The 18,945-nt window shown below is 72.7% G+C and carries 21 protein-coding genes; 8 read left to right on the top strand and 13 right to left on the bottom strand.

The genetic code is table 11. The annotated features are described in order from the left end of the window. Window positions 1–54: 54 nt before the first annotated feature. Complete coding sequence (thiC, locus tag ABUW04_RS13865) at window positions 55–1,914, bottom strand: phosphomethylpyrimidine synthase ThiC (RefSeq protein ID WP_380564746.1); 1,860 nt, start codon at window positions 1,912–1,914, stop codon at window positions 55–57. Window positions 1,915–2,167: 253 nt separating this feature from the next. Between thiC and ABUW04_RS13860 the strand changes: the two genes are divergently transcribed. Next, window positions 2,168–3,556 (top strand): YibE/F family protein, encoded by a 1,389-nt coding sequence (locus ABUW04_RS13860; RefSeq protein ID WP_380564745.1) that lies wholly within the window; start codon window positions 2,168–2,170, stop codon window positions 3,554–3,556. Between the two features lie 75 nt (window positions 3,557–3,631). Here ABUW04_RS13860 and ABUW04_RS13855 read toward each other — a convergent pair whose 3' ends face one another. The 3 genes from ABUW04_RS13855 to ABUW04_RS13845 all read right to left on the bottom strand — a co-directional run bounded on the left by ABUW04_RS13855 (window position 3,632) and on the right by ABUW04_RS13845 (window position 5,055). Further along, window positions 3,632–3,841: a hypothetical protein gene (locus ABUW04_RS13855; protein ID WP_037595365.1), complete on the bottom strand. Its 210-nt coding sequence runs from the start codon at window positions 3,839–3,841 to the stop codon at window positions 3,632–3,634. A 188-nt stretch (window positions 3,842–4,029) separates the two neighbouring features. Beyond that, window positions 4,030–4,734 carry a thiaminase II gene (gene tenA / locus ABUW04_RS13850; protein WP_380564744.1) on the bottom strand — a complete coding sequence of 235 codons (705 nt, stop codon included), beginning with the start codon at window positions 4,732–4,734 and terminating at the stop codon, window positions 4,030–4,032. 3 nt (window positions 4,735–4,737) lie between these two features. Further along, window positions 4,738–5,055 carry a cupin domain-containing protein gene (locus tag ABUW04_RS13845; protein ID WP_030254792.1) on the bottom strand — a complete coding sequence of 106 codons (318 nt, stop codon included), beginning with the start codon at window positions 5,053–5,055 and terminating at the stop codon, window positions 4,738–4,740. A gap of 145 nt (window positions 5,056–5,200) precedes the next feature. Between ABUW04_RS13845 and ABUW04_RS13840 the strand changes: the two genes are divergently transcribed. Next, the gene (locus tag ABUW04_RS13840; RefSeq protein ID WP_030254789.1) at window positions 5,201–5,578 is read left to right on the top strand and encodes a phage holin family protein; all 378 of its coding nucleotides are present in this window, start codon (window positions 5,201–5,203) and stop codon (window positions 5,576–5,578) included. A 27-nt stretch (window positions 5,579–5,605) separates the two neighbouring features. Here ABUW04_RS13840 and ABUW04_RS13835 read toward each other — a convergent pair whose 3' ends face one another. Further along, window positions 5,606–6,016 (bottom strand): SsgA family sporulation/cell division regulator, encoded by a 411-nt coding sequence (locus ABUW04_RS13835; RefSeq protein WP_030254787.1) that lies wholly within the window; start codon window positions 6,014–6,016, stop codon window positions 5,606–5,608. 518 nt (window positions 6,017–6,534) lie between these two features. Between ABUW04_RS13835 and ABUW04_RS13830 the strand changes: the two genes are divergently transcribed. Then, window positions 6,535–7,092: an NUDIX domain-containing protein gene (locus tag ABUW04_RS13830; protein WP_380564743.1), complete on the top strand. Its 558-nt coding sequence runs from the start codon at window positions 6,535–6,537 to the stop codon at window positions 7,090–7,092. 27 nt (window positions 7,093–7,119) lie between these two features. Here ABUW04_RS13830 and ABUW04_RS13825 read toward each other — a convergent pair whose 3' ends face one another. From ABUW04_RS13825 to ABUW04_RS13810, 4 genes are all read right to left on the bottom strand, one after another. Beyond that, window positions 7,120–8,550: a globin domain-containing protein gene (locus ABUW04_RS13825; RefSeq protein WP_380564742.1), complete on the bottom strand. Its 1,431-nt coding sequence runs from the start codon at window positions 8,548–8,550 to the stop codon at window positions 7,120–7,122. Window positions 8,551–8,988: 438 nt separating this feature from the next. Beyond that, window positions 8,989–9,327: a thioredoxin gene (gene trxA / locus ABUW04_RS13820; protein ID WP_030254779.1), complete on the bottom strand. Its 339-nt coding sequence runs from the start codon at window positions 9,325–9,327 to the stop codon at window positions 8,989–8,991. A 1-nt stretch (window position 9,328) separates the two neighbouring features. Continuing rightward, entirely contained in the window at window positions 9,329–9,748 is a 420-nt protein-coding gene (locus ABUW04_RS13815; protein WP_030254776.1) for a MerR family transcriptional regulator, read from the bottom strand. A gap of 72 nt (window positions 9,749–9,820) precedes the next feature. Next, on the bottom strand, window positions 9,821–10,702 hold the full coding sequence (locus ABUW04_RS13810; RefSeq protein WP_380564741.1) for an MBL fold metallo-hydrolase: 882 nt from the start codon (window positions 10,700–10,702) through the stop codon (window positions 9,821–9,823). 173 nt (window positions 10,703–10,875) lie between these two features. On the opposite strand from ABUW04_RS13810, the gene ABUW04_RS13805 reads away from it, so the two are divergent. Continuing rightward, window positions 10,876–11,961, top strand: a complete 1,086-nt coding sequence (locus ABUW04_RS13805) for an NADH:flavin oxidoreductase/NADH oxidase (RefSeq protein ID WP_380564740.1) — start codon at window positions 10,876–10,878, stop codon at window positions 11,959–11,961. Between the two features lie 21 nt (window positions 11,962–11,982). Here ABUW04_RS13805 and ABUW04_RS13800 read toward each other — a convergent pair whose 3' ends face one another. Next, window positions 11,983–13,380 (bottom strand): serine hydrolase domain-containing protein, encoded by a 1,398-nt coding sequence (locus tag ABUW04_RS13800; protein ID WP_380564739.1) that lies wholly within the window; start codon window positions 13,378–13,380, stop codon window positions 11,983–11,985. 114 nt (window positions 13,381–13,494) lie between these two features. Between ABUW04_RS13800 and ABUW04_RS13795 the strand changes: the two genes are divergently transcribed. Beyond that, window positions 13,495–13,890 carry a VOC family protein gene (locus ABUW04_RS13795; RefSeq protein WP_380564738.1) on the top strand — a complete coding sequence of 132 codons (396 nt, stop codon included), beginning with the start codon at window positions 13,495–13,497 and terminating at the stop codon, window positions 13,888–13,890. A gap of 24 nt (window positions 13,891–13,914) precedes the next feature. On the opposite strand, the gene ABUW04_RS13790 is transcribed toward ABUW04_RS13795, so the two are convergent. Further along, complete coding sequence (locus ABUW04_RS13790; protein WP_380564737.1) at window positions 13,915–14,631, bottom strand: helix-turn-helix domain-containing protein; 717 nt, start codon at window positions 14,629–14,631, stop codon at window positions 13,915–13,917. 209 nt (window positions 14,632–14,840) lie between these two features. Here ABUW04_RS13790 and ABUW04_RS13785 point away from each other — a divergent pair, with 209 nt between their 5' ends. After that, window positions 14,841–15,785 carry an NADP-dependent oxidoreductase gene (locus tag ABUW04_RS13785; protein ID WP_380564736.1) on the top strand — a complete coding sequence of 315 codons (945 nt, stop codon included), beginning with the start codon at window positions 14,841–14,843 and terminating at the stop codon, window positions 15,783–15,785. A 95-nt stretch (window positions 15,786–15,880) separates the two neighbouring features. Here the strand turns inward: ABUW04_RS13785 and ABUW04_RS13780 are convergent, their stop codons facing one another. Continuing rightward, window positions 15,881–16,510, bottom strand: coding sequence for an ArsR/SmtB family transcription factor (locus ABUW04_RS13780; RefSeq protein ID WP_380564735.1), 630 nt, complete (start codon window positions 16,508–16,510; stop codon window positions 15,881–15,883). Window positions 16,511–16,574: 64 nt separating this feature from the next. Between ABUW04_RS13780 and def the strand changes: the two genes are divergently transcribed. Further along, window positions 16,575–17,276: a peptide deformylase gene (gene def, locus ABUW04_RS13775; RefSeq protein WP_380564734.1), complete on the top strand. Its 702-nt coding sequence runs from the start codon at window positions 16,575–16,577 to the stop codon at window positions 17,274–17,276. Window positions 17,277–17,298: 22 nt separating this feature from the next. Here def and ABUW04_RS13770 read toward each other — a convergent pair whose 3' ends face one another. After that, a complete protein-coding gene (locus tag ABUW04_RS13770) occupies window positions 17,299–18,135 on the bottom strand; it encodes a helix-turn-helix transcriptional regulator (RefSeq protein WP_380564733.1) in 837 nt (278 codons plus the stop codon). A gap of 101 nt (window positions 18,136–18,236) precedes the next feature. Here ABUW04_RS13770 and ABUW04_RS13765 point away from each other — a divergent pair, with 101 nt between their 5' ends. Beyond that, window positions 18,237–18,944, top strand: a complete 708-nt coding sequence (locus ABUW04_RS13765; protein ID WP_380564732.1) for an SDR family oxidoreductase — start codon at window positions 18,237–18,239, stop codon at window positions 18,942–18,944. Window position 18,945 lies beyond the last annotated feature (1 nt).

The following is an 18,945-nucleotide window of genomic DNA, read 5'->3' as shown; positions in this document are numbered from 1 at the left end:
GAGGGGAGCCGCCCGGCAGCGGTGGGTGCGGGGCGGCTCCCGTCCGTCCCGGCCTCAGTCGGCCAGCGGAAGGTAGATCCGGCCCCCCGAGGACCTGAACTCCTCAGCCTTGGCCCGCATCCCCACCTCCAGCTCCACCTCTGCCTCCACCGCACCGTCGCCACCGGCGGGCGCCGTCCCGTCGCCGAAGCTCTCCCTGATGCCGTGCGAGATCTTCATCGAGCAGAACCTCGGACCGCACATCGAGCAGAAGTGCGCCGTCTTGGCGGGTTCCGCCGGGAGGGTCTCGTCGTGGAAGGCGCGGGCCGTCTCGGGGTCCAGGGCCAGGTTGAACTGGTCCTCCCAGCGGAACTCGAAGCGGGCGTCGGAGAGGGCGTCGTCCCAGGCCTGGGCACCGGGGTGGCCCTTGGCGAGGTCGGCGGCGTGGGCGGCGATCTTGTAGGTGATCACGCCGGTCTTGACGTCGTCGCGGTCCGGCAGACCGAGGTGCTCCTTGGGGGTGACGTAGCAGAGCATCGCGGTGCCCCAGGAGGCGATCATCGCGGCGCCGATGCCCGAGGTGATGTGGTCGTAGCCGGGCGCGACGTCCGTGGTCAGCGGGCCGAGGGTGTAGAAGGGCGCCTCGTCGCAGAGGTCCTTCTGCAGGTCCATGTTCTCCCGGATCCGGTGCATCGGGACGTGCCCCGGCCCCTCGATCATCACCTGGACGTCCCGGGACCGCGCGATCCGTCCCAGCTCGCCGAGGGTCGTCAGCTCCGCGAACTGGGCCTCGTCGTTGGCGTCGGAGATCGAGCCCGGGCGCAGCCCGTCCCCCAGCGAGAAGGTCACGTCGTAGGCCCGGAGGATGTCGCAGAGCTCCTCGAAGTGCGTGTGGAGGAAGTTCTCCTGATGGTGCGCCAGGCACCAGGCCGCCATGATCGAGCCGCCCCGGGAGACGATCCCGGTCCTGCGCCCGGCCGTCAGCGGGACGTAGCGCAGCAGTACGCCGGCGTGCACGGTCATGTAGTCGACGCCCTGCTCGCACTGCTCGACGACGGTGTCCCGGTAGACCTCCCAACTCAGCTCCTCGGCCCGGCCGTCCACCTTCTCCAGTGCCTGGTAGAGCGGCACCGTGCCGATCGGCACCGGGGAGTTGCGCAGGATCCACTCCCTGGTGGTGTGGATGTTGCGCCCGGTGGAGAGGTCCATGACGGTGTCGGCGCCCCAGCGGGTGGCCCAGGACATCTTCTCCACCTCCTCCTCGATCGAGGAGGTGACGGCCGAGTTGCCGATATTGGCGTTGATCTTCACCAGGAAGCGGCTGCCGATCAGCATCGGCTCGACCTCGGGGTGGTTGACGTTGGCCGGCAGGACGGCCCGGCCGGCCGCGATCTCCGCGCGGACCAGTTCCGGGTCCATCCCCTCCCGCAGCGCCGCGAACTCCATCTCGGCGGTCACCTCGCCCCGCCGGGCGTAGCCGAGCTGGGTCACCGCCGCGCCCGCGCAGGCCCGTCGGGGCCGGCGCGGCCTGCCGGGGAACACCGCGTCCAGGTTGGCCAGACCCAGGCCGCCACGCGGCGCGGTGTGCTTGAGGCCGTCGTCCTCCGGACGCGGCTCGCGGCCGTGGTAGTCCTCGGTGTCGCCGCGCTGGCCGATCCAGCAGTCCCGCAGCGGCGGCAGCCCGCGCCGGACGTCGGGCTCGAACGCCGGGTCGGTGTACGGCCCCGAGGTGTCGTACAGCGGGACGGTACGGCCGTTGCCCAGCCGCACCTCCCGGTAGGGAACGCGCAGGTCGGGGCGCGATCCCTGGTGGTACGCCTTGGTCCAGGCGGGGGTGGGGTAGCCGGTCCCGGTGCTGGACGGGCTCTGGACGGCATGCTGCTGGGCGTCGTGCTGCTGGGCAGCATGCTGCTGTGCGTCGTGCGTGCTGGTCATCAGACCCACTTCTCCCTACGCCGGCATTACCCGGTCAGGTTCCTGCGGTCGGCGCAAGCAGCTGCCGTACGAACTCCGCGTACGGCGGTCAGCGCCCTCTCAGCCCGGTGCTCCGAGCTCCCGCGTCTGCAATCTAGACGCGCTCACCGTAGCGACCGCGACTCGCTGTGCGCCAGGGGGCCTCCGTCCTGCCGGCTCTCACCTGCTTCCGGTACGGTGCACTGCCGCAGCGCATCCGGAAGGGACTGTTCCCGTGGCCGACCACCCGCACGAGCACGAGCACAGCCCCTCCGTGAAGGGGTCCTCGGTGAACGGGCCCTCCTCCCAGGGGCACGGCCACAGTCACGACCACGGTCCGGCCACCCCCGCCTCCCGCCGGCTGCGGGCGGTCATCGCCGCCGTGCTGATCCCCTTCGCGGTGGCCGTGGTGGCCGGGATGGTGCTGATGTGGCCGGGCAGGCTGCCCGCGCACGCGTCCACCGGGCTGGGGTTCGACCAGCCCACGGTGAGCGGCAGGGTCACCGCGACCAAGGCGGCGCCCTGCGACGCGGGAGCCGCGTCCACCGCATCGGCGACGTCCGCGACCGCGGACGCCTGCTCGCTGGTCAGCGTGGCCATCACCAGCGGCAAGGACTCCGGCAGGACCGTCCAGCTGACGCTCACCCCGGACCAGACCGCCGTCTACAGCGCGGGGGAGAAGGTGGTCCTGGACTACTCCCCGACCGCCCCGGCGGCACTGCAGTACACCATCGGCGACGCCGACCGCTCGATGCCGATGGCGATCCTGGCCGGGATCTTCGCCCTGGCCGTGGTCCTGGTCGGACGGCTGCGCGGACTCGCCGCCCTGGTCGCGCTGGGGATCAGCTTCGCCGTGCTCTCGCAGTTCGTGCTGCCGGCCATCCTCAAGGGCGAGGACCCGCTGCGGGTCGCCGTCGTCGGCGGCGGCGCGATCATGCTGATGGCGCTCTACCTGTGCCACGGCCTGTCCGCGCGCACCTCCGTCGCGGTCATCGGGACGATGGTGTCGCTGGCCCTGATCGGCGTGCTGGGCGAGGTCTTCATCGGACTGACCCATCTCACCGGCAACACCTCGGACGAGACGGCCCTGGTCCACTCCCTCTTCACCGGGATCAAGCTCCCCGGGCTGCTGCTGGCCGGGGTCATCATCGGATCCCTGGGTGTGCTCAACGATGTGACGGTCACTCAGGCCTCCTCGGTCTGGGAGCTGCGCGCGGCCGACCCGACCATGGGCGCCCGGGCGCTGTACCGGTCCGGTATCCGGATCGGCCGCGACCACATCGCCTCCACGGTGAACACCCTGGTGATGGCCTACGCCGGGGCCGCACTGCCGCTGATGCTGCTGTTCACCATCGCCAACCGGGGTGTCTGGACCGTCGCCACCAGCGAGATCGTCGCCGAGGAGGTGGTCAGGACGCTGGTCGGCAGCATCGGTCTGATCGCCTCGGTGCCGCTGACCACCTTCCTCGCCGCGCTGGTGGCCAGCCACAACGGCCGCCCGGCGACGGCGGCAGCGGCGATGGCCTCGATCCCGGCCCAGGCCCGGACAACGGCCGCAGCCATGGCCACGACCGCGATTGCGACCGAGGCGGGCACGGCCGGCCGGCACCGCCACCGCCGCTAGCACCACCGCCGTCAGCGCCAGGGCCCCGTACCGGATTCCGGTGCGGGGCCCTGGTGAACAGAGGTCAGGTCGGCGTCAGCGCGACGCCCGCTTCACCAGGATGACGACCACGGCTCCCAGCGCGACCACGAACAGCACCTTGATGATCCAGCCGAAGAGGAAGCCGATCACCCCGAAGATCGCGCCCACCACCGCGGAAGCCACCCACAGCGCCACGATCAGTACGATCACCGGAACCACGATGTTGCGCATCCAGCCAGGGAGCGTCTTCCAGATCTCGTTCATGTTGTCCGTCCTCCCCCGCGGGGTCTGTCGTCCCGGGGCCTCGGGGCCACCGGCCCGACTGCTTCTTCCTGTTGACTCGATCGTAAGGCCGCAGCGGGCGCCGGTGGACGTTTCGCACCCCTGAGAGAACCCGGATAAGCCCCCTACCGCCGACCCCCGGGACAGTCGTCCGCAGGTCGGGGTCGCTTTCAGACCGGCCAGCCCTCACCGCGCCAGGCGGCGTCCCAGAACATCCACTCGTAGCGCGCGGTCGTCGCGAAGTGCCCGACGGCGCGCCGCCGTTCGAGCGGGGAGAGCTCGGCGCCGACCCGGTCGGTCAGTTCCAGCACCCGGCGGACCACGGCCTGGAACGAATCGTCGCCGTAGCTCTCGATCCAGCGGGCGTACAGCGGGTCGGGCGAGGAGGTGCGCAGCAGCGCCTCGCCCACCCTGGCGTAGATCCAGTAGCAGGGGAGCACCGCCGCCAGGCCCTCGGCGAAGGAGCCGCCGTAGACGGTGGCGAGCAGGTAGCTGGTGTAGGCGCGGGTGGTCGGCAGCACCTCGGCGTCGTCCACCGGGGCGCCGGGACCGTCCAGACCCAGGTCCTTCAAGAAGGCGGCGTGCATCTCCTGCTCGGCCGCGAGCGCGCCGACCGCGTCGTCGGCGAAGGCCCGCACGTCCGCCTCGGTCGGGGCCTTGGCGGCGCAGACCGCGAGCGCCCTGGCGTAGTCGCGCAGATAGTGCGAGTCCTGGACCACGAAGTGCCGGAAGGCCGCCCGGGGGAGGGTGCCGTCGGCGAGTCCGAGCAGGAAGGGGTGGTCCAGGACCGCCCGGTAGGTGGACTCGGCGGAGTGCCACAGCTCGTCGCTGAAGCGGTCGGATCGGTCGAAGCGGTCGGAGCGCACGGGTTCCACGGCTCAGCTCTCCGGGGGCGAGAAGACGACGAGCACCCGCAGGTCCTCGCTGATGTGGTGGAAGCGGTGCGGCATGCCCGCGGGCACATAGGCGACACTGCCCCGACCCACGGTCGTGGTCTCGTCACCGACGGTGAGGTAGGCCCTGCCGCTGACCACCACGTAGACCTCGTCCTGCTTGTGCGGCTGCTGCGGGTCCTGCCCGCCCTGGTCCAGCGCGTACAGGCCGACGGACATCGTGCGCTCATTGAGAAAGCGCAGGTAGGCGCCCTGATTGGCGGCGCGTTCGGCGTCCAGGTCGTCCATCCGGAATACCTGCATCGGATTCCCCACTCCCAGCGGTCGGTTAGCCGTATTCAACCAGTCGGGGCGGTCACGTCCGCACTGCGTACCAGGTAGGTATCAGCCCGCAACACACGACCGCCAGGGCTTCCGCCGCGGCCCGGACTCCTGCGACGATCACCCCATGTTGCGCTTCGTAGTCAAGACTCTGATCAACGCGGCGGCCATCTGGGTCGCGACGGCGGTTGTCTCCGGCATCACCCTCACCTCGGGCGACTGGCAGCACAAGACGCTCACCGTCATTCTGGTGGCGCTGCTCTTCGGCGTGGTCAATTTCGTGATCAAGCCGATCGTGAAGCTGTTCTCGCTGCCGCTGTTCTTCCTCACGCTGGGGCTGATCACATTCGTGATCAACGCCCTGATGCTCTGGCTGACCTCCTGGGCCTCCGGCAAGCTGAGCCTGGACTTCCACGTGGACGGCTTCGTGGCCGCCCTGCTCGGGTCGCTGATCATCAGCATCGTGGCCTGGGCCCTGCACATGGTCTTCCGCGACGAGGACTGACCGCCCGCCGGGACGCTCCCGCCGGGGTCAGCCCGCGCGGCGGGAGTGCCCGTGTCCGTTGAGGATGAGTTCCAGCGCCGCGTCCAGGTCGCTCACCGTCTGCTCGCCGCCCATCGGCAGCAGCCGGTCGGTGCGCCCGAGGAAGGCGATCAGCGGCAGCGCCGGCGAGTAGAGCACGGCCTCACCGGCAGGGGAGCGCAGCCGGATCCTGACGTCCTGGAAGTCGGGGTCGGGGCCCGGCACCGGCTCGACCACGATGTCGCCCTCACCGGTGCTGCGGCTGATCCCGTCCAGCAGCAGTTCGCGGGCGAAGACCCAGCGGACCGGCGGATCGCCGGGCAGGTGGAAGGTGAGCTCGACCGCATAGGGGTCGGCGGCGTCGTAGCGCAGGCGGACGTCGACGTCGAAGGCGAGCTCGCTGGTGACCTGGAGGCTCATCACCAGCCGCCCGGTGCAGTGACTCCCCGAGTCCTGGCTCCGGGCGCTCTCGTCGTCCGCTGCGTGCATCGCTCAGCACCTCTCGTTCCCGGGGTCGCACGGACCCGCGCCTGGATGTGTCGTCGTCGTGCCGGATCCGCGCCGGGGCGCGGATCTCACACGGTGAGGGAGAACCGCTCCATCACCTGCCCCATCCGCACACTCAAACGCTCCGCGACGCCGGAAAGTCTCGGCCTTTCGGCGGTCTCCATCTCCGGGTCCCCCCTGTCTCGCGGCATACCCGGACATACATATGCAATGGCAGTGCTCAACTACCGCATTGGTCCGGCTTCTTCACATCATGCACGCTTTCCTCCGCTTCTGCCTCGACCAAACGGCTGGTTCGTGCCCCCGCCGACCGGAGGGGGTCGACCCCGGGTTGTGCGGCTGTAATCGCGCGCGCCCTGTTTCACCAGCCGCCCCGCGCGGCACACTGCTGGGAACGGAACGCCGCACTGCCGCAATACCCGGAGGACTCCATGCCACGTCCGGTGGTCAAGCGAACCGCTCGCGCGATCCTGCTCGACGGTGACCTGCAGAGCCCCGAACTCGTCCTGATCAAGCGCACCAAGCCGGGTCGGCCGCCGTACTGGATCACCCCCGGCGGCTGTGTGGAACCCACCGACCCCACCGTCGTGGACGCCCTGCACCGGGAGCTCTCCGAGGAGCTCGGCGGCAAGGCCGGGAACGTGGTGCCGGCCTTCGTCGACACGGTGAGCACCGCCCTGCACGACACCGTGACCGACAGCGGCGCGGGAGCAGGCGGCCCGGGAGTCGGCGGCGTGGGTGACGGCGTCATGAACGACGAGGTCAAGGTCCAGCATTTCTTCGCCTGCCGGGTCGAGTCGATCGACCTCTCGCAGCGCCACGGCCCCGAGGTCGACGAGCCCAACGGCGAGTACGAGGTGGTCCGTCTCCCCTTCACCCGCGAGGGGGTGACCTCGGTGAACGTGGTGCCGCCGTCGCTGCGGGCGTACCTGGCGGCGAACATCGAGGGCATCACCGCACTGCTCGCGGACGACCTCGGCCCGCGGTAGCGGCGCCGGTCGCACCGGTCCGCCGGGTCATGCCGGGTCCGCCAGGTCGTGGTGGATCCGGGCGCCCTGCACCCCCTCCTCCCGCAGCACCGCGACGGTGCGCCGGATCATCGCCGGCGGCCCGCTCACGAACGCCTCGTACTCGTCCCACGGCCCGTAGCGGTCGACCACCGCCGGGAGCGATCCGGAGAAGCCCGCCCCCTCCGGCCGCCCCTCGGACACCGCGGTGCGCACCGCGAGCCAGGGGTGGCGCCGCGCCAGTGCCTCCAACTCCTCCCTGGCGTACAGCTCCTGCTCCCGCCGGGCGCCGTAGAACACCTCCACGGTGCGGGCCCGGCCGTGCTCGGCCACCGCCTCGACCATGGCGATCAGCGGGGCGATCCCGGTACCGCCGCCGATCAGCAGCAGCGGCGCGTCGCCGTCCAGGTCCACGTGCATGGTGCCGGACGCGGGCCCGAGCCTGAGCACGTCCCCCGGATTGGTCCGGTGCACCAGGGCGTTGCTCACCCACCCCGCGGGCACCGCCTTGACGTGCAGCGTCACCAGCCCGTCGGCGCGCGGGGCGGTGGCCGGCGAGTAGTGCCGCCAGACCCGCGGCCACAGCGGCACCTCCAGGGTGGTGTACTGCCCGGCCAGGTACGGGTAGCGCTGGTCGGTGCGCAGGGTGACCACCGCGACCTCGCCGGCCCGGCGGTCGACGGCGACCACCTCGGCCTGCCAGGAGGCGGGCGCGACCCGGGCGTCGGCCTCGGCCGAGGCCATCATCACCTCGGAGACGGCCCGGTAGATCCGGCGCCAGGCCAGCTCGGTCTCCGGGTCCCAGTACCGCCCGCAGTAACGTTCCAGCGCTGTCAGCAGCGCCTCGCCGACCGGCCCGTAGTGCTCGTTGAGGACTCCGTACTTGCGGTGCCCCCTGGCCAGCCGGTCCAGGTACTCGGTCAGCGCGGCCGGGTTGTCGGCCGCCTGGCCCGCCGCCAGCAGCGCCCGGAACAGCCGGTCCCGCTGCAGGTCCATGGCGGCCGGGAAGAGCGCGCGCAGTTCCGGGTGGCGCAGGAACAGCACCGCGTAGAAGTGCGCGGTGGCCCGGTCGGCGACGGACTCCAGCACCCCGAGACTGCGCCGCACCAGGGCGATGTCCGCGGCCGTCGGCCCGGCCTGGGCGGCGGCCGCCTGGGCCCGTCCGGCCAGCGGGAGCACCGCCACGGCTGCCTGGGGGACCAGCGGTGGCGGCGTCGAGGGCATCGGCGGGACCCCGGACCCGCCGGCCGGGCCGAACGTCCCCGCCGCCGAGAGGGCGGGGGCGGGCAGCACCGGCGCGGGCAGCACCGGGGAGGTGTAGGGCTGTTGCGCCGTGACACCCCAGGCCCGGGTCCAGGCGTCGCCCGGACCCACCCAGTTGAGGCCGGGCGCGTCGGTGATGATCGGGGCGTAGGTGGGGCGCGCGGGCAGGTTGTCCACCACGCCCGTGGGCGGCGCGAGCGGCGCGACCGGATCCGGCCCGGGTATCGCCTCCTCCGCGGTCGGCTCCTCCTGGCTCTCGGACGGCGGAGGGGGCGGCGGCGGGGGAGGGGCGGACAGTGGGGGCTGTGACTGTCCGGACGACGGCTTCGACTGCTTCGGCTGCCGAATACGCGGCAGGCCGTTTCGATTGAGAGCGCTTCCGATCGACACCTTTCGGTTTCTTCTCCCGTCGTATCAGCGCAGTCCGACAGCGACGATTCGTGCGGCGGCGGCGGGCAGACCTCCTGCCAACCGCAGCGTGGCATGAGCAAACAGCTCATCCCATAAATAGTGAGAAGAATGGGGCGCGCGGGACGCAAACGCGCTACCGTCCGCAGTTCCCACACGCCCCCCGAGGCGCCGCCCAGGTCCGAACCCGCGCCGGCCGACCCGCCGTCAGTCCGCGCACCACTCCTCGAGCTCCTGCAGCAGCCGCCGCTTGGGACGGGCCCCCACCAGTGACTTCACCGGCTCACCCGCCTGGAAGACGATCAGCGTCGGCATCGAGAGCACCCCGTAGGCGGCCTGCGTCACCGGGTTGGCGTCGACGTCGAGGGTGACCACCTTCAGCCGGCCCCGCTGCTCCTCCGCGACATCCGCCAGAACCGGTGCCAGCATCCGGCACGGCGGGCACCAGTCCGCGGTGAAGTCCACCAGAACCGGAAATTCGGATTCCAGGACTTCGGACGCGAACGTCTCGTCCGTCACTTTCACCACATCGGTACTCGTGGTCATCTCAGTTCCCCTCCACCCATTCACTCGGCTTCACTTCGCACAACGGTTCGCCCGGGTGCTCCGCCGACGCCTCCACCTGCGCCCGCAGCAGCTGCCCCTGCACCTGTTCCCGCACCGCCTGCAACCGCTCCAGGCACTCGTCGATCTCCGCGAGCTTGCGCCGGTACACCTCCAGCGAGGCCGGGCAGGAATCCCCGGACGGATGCCCGGCGCGCAGGCAGTCGACGAACGGCCGGGTCTCCTCCAGCTCGAATCCGAAGTCCTGCAGCAGCCGGATCTGCCGCAGCAGCCGCAGGTCCTCCTCGCCGTACGCGCGGTAGCCGTTCACCGCCCGCCGGGCCGGGAGCAGTCCGCGCGACTCGTAGTACCGCAGGGTGCGCGTCGTCGTCCCCGCGCGCTGCGCCAGCTCACCGATCCGCATGCCCTGCCCCGCCTTCCGCCGTGCCTCTGCACACGACGGTAGACCTTGACGCCGACGTCAAGGCCAGCACGGCTACTCGGCGGGATCCCCGTCGGCGGCGTCGGCCTCGGCGGTGTTGGCCTCCGCGGTGTTGGCCTCCGCGCTCAGCTCCAGCAGCACCGGCAGGGTCAGCTCGGCGTAGGTCTCGTTCATCGCCGACACCAGCGCCGCCGCGTCACGCGGGTGCTCCGCCAGGCGCTCGTCGAACGCGCGCAGATAGTCCGCGGTGAAGTCCAGCACCCGTTGCGCGTCGTCGTCCTGCCCCGGGGCCCGGTGCCCGGCCACCACCCGGGCTGTGCCCAGGCCGCGCAGCACCTCCAGATTGGCCATCCAGTCGGCCCGCTGCCCGGGAGTCGTCTCCGCGGTCCAGAGGTGCGTCCCGTTGTAGACCAGGTCGCCGGCGATCAGCGCGTCGGCGCCCGGCACATGGACCACGCTGCTCGCCGAGCAGTCGCCCTGGCCCAGCGCCAGCACGTCCACCGCGGCCCCGTCCACCCGCAGCCGGTGGCCCGGCAGCGGCCCCGGCACCACCGGGAAGGAGGTGACGTCGTCGCCGAAGACCGGCTGCCACTGCGCCACCTTGGCCAGCCCGGTGGCGATGATGCCCTCGATCACCTCGGGCACCGCGTACACCGGGGTCCCCGGGAAGAGGCGGAGCACCTCGGCGGTGCCGAAGTAGTGGTCCGGATGCGGATGGCTGATCAGCACCGCCGTCAGCCGGCCGGTCCGCCCGGCGACCCACTCGGCCAGCTCCCGCCCGGCGCTCAGGGTCAGCTGGGTGTCGACGAGCAGCGCCTCGGTCGGACCGTGGACCAGCGCGGACGTGCTGAAGAACGCCGACTCGGGGCCGGTGAAGACCTCCACCTCGATCCCGGCCGCCCCGGCGCCGGCGTCCCCGGCTTCGCTGTCCGTCATCGCGCTACTCCTCCGCTGCGGGCGATCGTCCCCCCAGCCTGCGCGCATCGGGTGGACCCCGCCGCCTCCCCCGTGCGAACGGGTGAGCATATTCATGCACTTGCAAATATTGTCTACGCTTTCTATCGTTGGACGCGGCACTGTTGAGCACCAGCAACCGAGGACGACGACCGATGAGCAAGCTGTTCGAGCCGCTGACCCTGCGCGGAGTCACTCTTCCCAACCGGGCCTGGATGGCTCCCATGTGCCAGTACTCGGCCGCCTCCGAGGGCCCGGACACCGCCACCCCCAACGACTGGCACTTCCAGCACCTCGCCTCCCGCGCGGTCGGCGGCGCCGGGCTGATCCTCACCGAGGCCACCGCGGTCAGCCCCGAGGGCCGGATCAGCTCCGCCGACCTGGGCATCTGGAACGAGCACCAGCAGCAGGCCTTCCGGCGGATCACCGCCTTCGTCGAGGCGGCCGGCGCCGTCCCCGGCATCCAGCTGGCCCACGCCGGACGCAAGGCCTCGGTCAACGCCCCCTGGGTGGACCGGGGCAGCGCCGTCCCCGCCGACCGGGGCGGCTGGCAGACCCTCGGCCCCAGCCCCCTCCCCTTCGACTCCCACCCGGCACCGGCGGAACTGACGACCGACCAGATCGCGGTCGTGGTCCGGCAGTTCGCCGAGGCGGCCGAACGCGCCCTGGCCGCCGGGTTCAAGGTCGCCGAGGTGCACGGCGCCCACGGCTACCTGGTGCACGAGTTCCTCTCGCCCTACTCCAACACCCGCACCGACGGCTACGGCGGCTCGCTGGAGAACCGGATGCGCTTCGCACTGGAGGTGGTCGACGCCGTCCGCGCCGTCTGGCCCGAGGAACTGCCGCTGTTCTTCCGCAGCTCCGCCACCGACTGGCTGGAGGACACCGGCACCCCCGGCTGGACCGGCCAGGACACCGTCCGGCTGGCCAAGGAGCTGCAGGCGCACGGCGTGGACCTGCTCGACGCCTCGACCGGCGGCAACGTCCCGGACGCCGACATCCCGGTCGCACCCGGCTACCAGGTCCCCTTCGCCACCGCCGTCCGCGAGCAGACCGGACTGCCGGTCGCCGCCGTCGGCCTGATCACCGACCCGCACCAGGCCGAGTCCGTCATCGCCTCCGGCCGGGCCGACGCCGTCCTGCTCGGCCGGCAACTGCTGCGCGATCCCTACTGGCCCCGGCACGCCGCCCGCGCCCTGGATCACGAGCTGCCGAGCACCCCGCAGTACGCCCGCGCCTGACGCCCCGGCCGACCCCGCCCCTCACAGCCCCCGCCAGCCCGCCGGGTCGACACCGCCAGGGGTCGGCCCGGCGATCGGGTAGGGCTCGCGGGTGAGCACCGTGGTGCCGAGGTCCAGATGGCTGACCGAGCCGTCCGGGCCGCGGACGATCCGCAGGCTCTCGCCGTTCCAGTAGCCCTCCGTCGCGGTCCAGCTGCCGTCGGCCTCGGCGCGCAGCGGGATGCCGCGCAGCTGGCCGGTGACCGACGTCAGCTCCAGACCCCGCTCGGCCCGCAACCGCAGCACATAGCCGGTCGGCCCCCAGTACCAGGGACCGGTGAGCGCGAGCAGTTCCGGATCGACGGAGGGCAGCGGACGCCAGGGGTCGGGGATCCGGGGTTCGTGTTCGACGGTGATCCGCAGCAGGTCCGCGGCGAGGGTGCCGACGCCGCCGATCCCGGTGGTGGTGTTGGTCAGCACCACGGCCGCCAGCCGCTGCTCGGGCACGATCCACAGCGCCGCCAGGAACCCTGGCATGGAACCGGTGTGGCCCGCGTGGGCGAGTCCGTTCGCCTGCAGCAGCTGCATGCCGAGGCCGTACCCCTCACCGGCGTGGACCGCGCCGGTCGGCTGCCGCATCTCGCCGAGGGTCGCGGCATCGAGCACCTTCCCGTCGCCCTCGGCGAGGAACCCGGCCCAGCGGCACAGGTCCCCCACCGTCGACCAGAGCTGGCCGGCCGGGGCCATCCGGCCGGTGTCCTCCAGCGGCTCCGGCAGCAGCACGTCCGCCCACGGATGCACCGCCCAGCCGCCGGCGTGCGGCGCCTCCGGCAGCACCGTGGTCCGCCCCATCCCCAGCGGCTCCAGCACCTCGCGCCGCAGCACCGCGCCCCAGGAATCGCCGCGCAGCCGCTCCACCAAGGCGCCCAGCAGCGCGTATCCGACGTTGGAGTAGTGGAACTCGCGCCCCGCGGGGTGCCGCGTCGACGGCTGCTGCACCACGTCCACCAGCCCGGGCCGCAGCGCACCCGGTGTCCGCTCCCACCACGGCCCGGCCGACTCCGTGGTCAACCCGGCGCTGTGCGACAGCAGTTGTCCGATCGTCGCCCGCCCGGCCGTGCCGAACTCCGCCTCGGACGCGGTCTCCGGCAGGTGCTCCACCAGCCGGTCGTCCAGCTCCAGCAAGCCCTCGTCACGCAGCCGCAGCACCAGCACGGCGGTGAACGACTTGGTGATCGACCCGATCCTGAACTGCACATCGGGATCGGGCTCGTGCCCCTCCACGCAGCTCCGCGCCCCGTCCCACACCCGCCGCCCCTCGCGCACCACCGCCGCGACCAACGACGGCGCCCGCCCCTCGCTCTGGGCCACCGCGATGCGGTGCAGCAGGGCACGTCGGGTGGCGGGCAGCAGGTCGGCGAAGCTCTCCGGAGAATCCATGCGGCGACGGTAACCCCGGGTTCCACGGACAGGCCAACCCATATCGCGGCGCACCGTCCAGGCCCGTCCGATTCGTTCAAGACCGCTGGGGTTCCCGGCGCCTAGCGTGGACGCATGACTCCTCGACCCGACCTCATCAGCATCGTCACCGCCGACATGGCGGCCGCGCTCGCCTTCTACCGGCGCCTGGGCCTCGACATCCCGCTCGGGGTCGAGGACGAACCGCATGTGGAGACCACCCTGCCCGGCGGGTTCCGGGTCGCCTGGGACACCGTCGCGACCGTGCGCAGCCTCGACCCCGGGTGGACCCCGCCGCAGGGCGGTCACCCCAGTGCGCTGGCCTTCCGGTGCGAGGACCCCGCCGAGGTCGACAAGGTGTACGCGGAGCTCACCGCTGCCGGCTACCGCTCGCACCGGGAACCCTGGGACGCCTTCTGGGGCCAGCGCTACGCGGTCGTCCTCGATCCGGACGGCAACCCCACCGACCTCTTCGCCCCACTGCCCTCCTGACCGACGCCGGGCCGGCTGCCGCGCTCACCCGTCCGCCGCCGGCCTCCCCAGCAGTTCCCGCAGCGGCACGCCGGCCAGCGCCCGCACCTCCCGGGCCAGGTGCGGCTGGTCGGCGTAGCCCGCGTCCGCCGCGACCAGCGCGAACGGCGCGCCGCCGCGCGCCGCCGCCAGGGCCCGGTCCAACCGCAGCACCCGGTCCAGCACCTTGGGCCCGTACCCGAAGACCTCCAGGCAGCGCCGGCGCAACTGACGCTCGCTCAGGCCCAGTTCGTCCGCAAGCAGGGCCACCCGCACCCCGCGCCGCAGGCCGTCCAGCACCCCGGAGCGGACCCGGTCCCGGTCCGGATCCGGTTCGACCCCGGACCGCCGCGCCGCAGCGACGGCCTCCAGCTCCGCTCCAGGATCCGCTGCGGCCCCCACCCGCTCGGTCAGCTCCCGGACCATCCGGTCCGGCCACAGGCCGTCCAGCGCGACCCTGAGGTCCCGCAGCTCCCAGGCCGGCACCCCGAGCACCGAAGCCGCCGTCCCCGGCGCGAAGCGCAGGCCGGTGATGCTGTCCCCGGCCCTGCTCTCCCCCACCTGCGCCACCGTGTCCGGACCCGCGACGACCAGCGCCCCGTCCATCCAGATCAGGTCCATGCAGCCGTCCGGCAGCACCCGGAACCGCTCGGCGGCCGGCCCGGTGCGGCGCGTCCACAGCACCGCGCCCGGCACCGCCACCGCCGCCCGCTCCTGGTACATGCCACCAGTATCGCGTCGGGGCGGTACCGACGCCCGGAGTCCATCGGGCCGTCCCGAACTCCGTCCCGAACTCCGTCACGAGCCCAGGATTCCCGGTCCTAGGTAAAGCGCTCCGCTCGTCGCCGCGGCGGTCCCGTGGAAGTGTCTTCCTGAGGGCGGAACCGCCGCCCGCACGCACTCTCCACCGCTCCAGGACGAAGGCGATCACGATGTCCGACCTCACCCTCCCCACCACCGCCAAGGCCGTCACCTTCTCCGCGTACGGCGAGCCCGACGAACTGCGGCTCACCGACACCGCCGTCCCTCAGCCCGGCCCCGGACAGGTCCTGCTCCGGGTCTCCGCCGCGGCCGTGAACGCCCTCGACTGGAAGCTCCGACGCGGTTTCATGCAAGGGATCTTCCCGGTCACCTTCCCGCACGTACCCGGCCTGGAGGCGGCCGGAACGGTGGTGGCCCTCGGCCCCGGCGTCGACTCCTGGCAGCTCGGCGACGAGGTGCTCGGCCTGGCACTCGCGGCCTACGCCGAGTACGCCGTCGCCGACGCCGCCACCCTGGCCGCCCGACCGGCCGACCTCCCGGTGGAGACGGCGGCAGGACTGCCGGTCGTCGCCGACACCGCCGTGCGGGGCCTGCGGCTGCTGAACCTGAAGCCGGGGGAGACCCTGCTGATCCACGGCGCCGCCGGTGCGGTCGGCACCCTGGCCGTCCAGTTCGCGGTCGAGGACGGCGTCCGGGTGATCGGCACGGCGGGGGAGCGGGACCAGCAGGCGCTGCGCGACCTCGGCGCCACCCCGGTGCTCTACGGGGACGGCGTCATCGACCGGGTCCGCGCGGCCGCGGCCGGCGAACCCGTGGTCGCGGTGCTGCACACCAGCGGCGACGGCGTCCTGGCCGACTCGGTGGCGCTGGTGGGCGGCCCGGACCGGGTGGTCACCATCGCCGCCGCCCAGGAGGCGGGCCCGCTCGGGGTCACCTTCACCAGCGGCGGCACCGCCGAAACCGCCGTCGAGGGCCTGAGCCGGGCACTCTCCCTGCACGCGGCGGGCACCCTGTCGGCCCCGGTCCGCACCACCCTCCCGCTGGCGGACGCGGCCGCCGCCCAGCGGCTCAGCGAGCAGGGCGGCGGTCGCGGCAAGATCGTGCTGCTGCCCTGACCCCGATCCGGCCCTGACCCCGGTTCACCAGTGCGTCGCCGCAGGCGGTGCAGTCGGTGCAGTCACTGCAGTCGGTGCAGTCGGTGCAGTCGGGGTCAGCGACCGTCGCCACCGGCCTCCCCGTTGCCGTCCGGTCCACCGGGCAGCAACGGGAACAGCCGGGTGATCAGGGCCACCGGCAGGGCCCGCTCCGGGCGGGACTCGGGCTGCTGTTCGCGCCGCCGGTAGCCGGCCAGCACCTCCCGCACCGCCTCAGCCACCCCGCCCAGCTCCTCCGGGGTGAGGTAGACGACGGCGCTGAACGCCTCGTCCCGGCCGCGCCACTGCTCCGGGGCCCGGTCCCGCAGGTCCAGCCAGCGCTGGTAGCTCTCGTCCTCCAGCCCGCGCGCCAGCTCGCCGAAGCCCTCGGCCGGAAGCGGCTCCGGCGGCCCCTCCGGCAGTGCCTCCGGCTCGGGCTCCGTCCGGCGCAGCCGCCAGGGCCGCGCCCGGCCCCCGCTGTGCGGCGCCTCCTCGATCAGCCCGTAGCGCGCCAGCTGCCGCAGGTGGAACGAGCACAGCCCGGAGCTGTACCCCAGCCGCGCGGCCGCCTCGGTGGAGGTCAGCGTGCCCCCCTCGGCGAGCAGGTCCAGCAGCCCGTCGCGCACCGCATGGCGCGGCAGCGCTCCGGTACCCGCCGCTGTCCCCGCCCCGGCATCGGCGTCATTCCGCATTTCTTCCTCGGTCACTTTGCAAAGCCTGCTACTTTGCAAAGCAGTCCACAAGCGTCCCCACGCCCCGAGTGAGGAATCGATGTCCGAGACGCCCCTGATCCACAGCCGGCACACGCCCCGCAGCACGGTGGACCGCCGGGTCCGGGTCCAGGGCGAGCCGGTCGACAGCTACCCCGCGCTGCCGCCCGAGGCGCAGCGCGGCTCGATGCTGCGGATCACCGAGGTCGGCGAGGAGATCCTGGGGCGGCGCTGCCGCGAGGTGACCGGCTCGGAGTTCGGCAGCCCCGAACTCTCCCGCCTGGTCGACGACATGTTCCGCACCATGCACGTCGCCGAGGGGGCAGGCCTTGCCGCCAACCAGGTCGACGTCGACCTGCGGCTGTTCGTCTTCGACTGCCTGGACGAGGACGGCGTCCGCCACGTCGGCCACATCGCCAACCCGGTCCTGGACCAGCCCGACCCGACCCACCGGCGCCTGATCGACGACGCCGAGGGCTGCCTCTCGGTGCCCGGCGCCGACATGGTCGTCCCCCGGACCGAGCGCACCACCGCCCGGGGCTTCGACAAGGACGGCAACCCGCTGGTCATCGAGGGCCGGGGCTACTTCGCCCGCTGCCTCCAGCACGAGACCGACCACCTGGAGGGCCGGCTCTACCTGGACCGGCTCTCCAAGCGCGACCGCAAGGACGCACTGCGGCAGACCGCCGAACGCCGCGAGGCGGTCTTCGCCGGCCGGACCCGCCGCGCCGCAGAACTCGACAGCCGCTTCGGCACCACCTGACGCTGCGCCGGTCGACGCTCCGTCAGCTCTGCTCCGCCAGTGCCTGGGTGCCGACCACGGCCAGCAGCGCCAGCCGTTCGGCGTCCTCGGTGCCGGGCTCGGCCGTGTAGACCATGATCCGCAGATCGCTGCCGGCCACGCTGAGCACATCGCAGTCCAGCGTCAACGGGCCCACCTCGGGGTGGTCGATGGTCTTGCGCGACGCCTCCTGGTGCCCCACCGCACCGGAGTCCCAGAGTTCGGCGAAGCGCTCGCTGCCGGCCCGCAGGTCCGCGATCAGCCGCCGCAGCCGCAGGTCCGCCGGATAGCGGAGCGCCGTCGCGCGCAGGTCGGAGACGACCGCGGTCTCCAGCGCCCGCCGGGACTCCGGCGTGTGCCGGACCCTGGTGCCCGCCCCCAGGAAGTTCCGCCACGCCCCGTTGCGCTCCCTGCCGTGCCGCTCGCCCATCAGCGCGGTGTACAGCGGGTTGGCCAGCAGCAGCGTCCAGGCCGCGTCGGAGACCGCGACCGGCGTCCCGGTCAGCCGGTCCAGCATCCGCTGGACGCTGGGCGTGATGTAGCCGGGCACCGTGCCCCGCCCCGGCGCGACCAGCCCGGCGACCCGGAACAGGTGCTCGCGCTCGTCCCCGGACACCCGCAGCGCCCGGCCCAGCGCCTCGATCACCTGCTCGGACGGGTTGGCCGCCCGGCCCTGTTCCAGCCGGGTGACGTAGTCGACCGAGATCCCGGCCAGCAGGGCCAGCTCCTCCCGGCGCAGCCCGGCCGCGCGCCGGTGGCCGCCGACCGGCAGCCCGGCCGCCTCCGGCGGGACCCGGTCGCGCCAGCGCCGCACCGTCCGCCCGAACTCCGTGGTAGCCATGCCCCCACTCTGCACCGCCGGGCGCGCGGGTGCCTGGTACTGGCAGTCCCAGGAAGCAGGGACGTCTGGCTGGGCGCCGGTCCGGACCGCATCGTGGAGGCATGACTACAACACTGATCACCGGAGCCAACAAGGGCCTCGGCTTCGAGGCCGCCCGTCAACTCGTCGCCGCGGGCCACACCGTGTACATCGGCAGCCGGGACCCGGAGCGCGGCCGCCGGGCCGCCGAGGAACTGGGCGCGCGCCTGGTCGTCATCGACATCACCGACGACGCCTCCGTCGCCGCCGCGGCGAAGACCATCGAGGCCGAGGGCGGTCTGGACGTGCTGGTGAACAACGCCGGCATCGAGGAGCGGGCGCAGGACAACGGCGTCATCGGCGCCGCGGACCTCACCGCCGAGCTGATGCGGCGGACCTTTGAGACCAATGTCTTCGGCACGGTGCGGGTCACCCACGCCTTCCTGCCGCTGCTGCAGCGTTCGCCCGCCCCCGTCATCGTCAACCTCAGCAGCGGCCTGGCCTCGCTCACCCGGGTCAGCACCGCCGGCACCCCGACCTACGCCTACCCCGGCATCGCCTACCCGGCGTCCAAGACGGCCGTCAACATGATCACCGTCCAGTACGCCAAGGCGTTCCCCGCCATGCGCATCAACGCGGTGGAGCCCGGCTTCACCAAGACCGACCTCAACGGCAACACCGGCATCCAGACCGTCGAACAGGGCGCCGAGATCATCGTCCGAATGGCCCGCCTCACCCCGGACGGCCCCACCGGCACCTACGTCGACGCCGAGGGCCCACTGCCCTGGTAGC

It is taken from the genome of Streptacidiphilus jeojiensis (assembly GCF_042510965.1).
In the GTDB taxonomy this organism is placed as follows: domain Bacteria; phylum Actinomycetota; class Actinomycetes; order Streptomycetales; family Streptomycetaceae; genus Streptacidiphilus; species Streptacidiphilus jeojiensis.
This window is presented reverse-complemented; position numbering and strand designations above follow the sequence as displayed.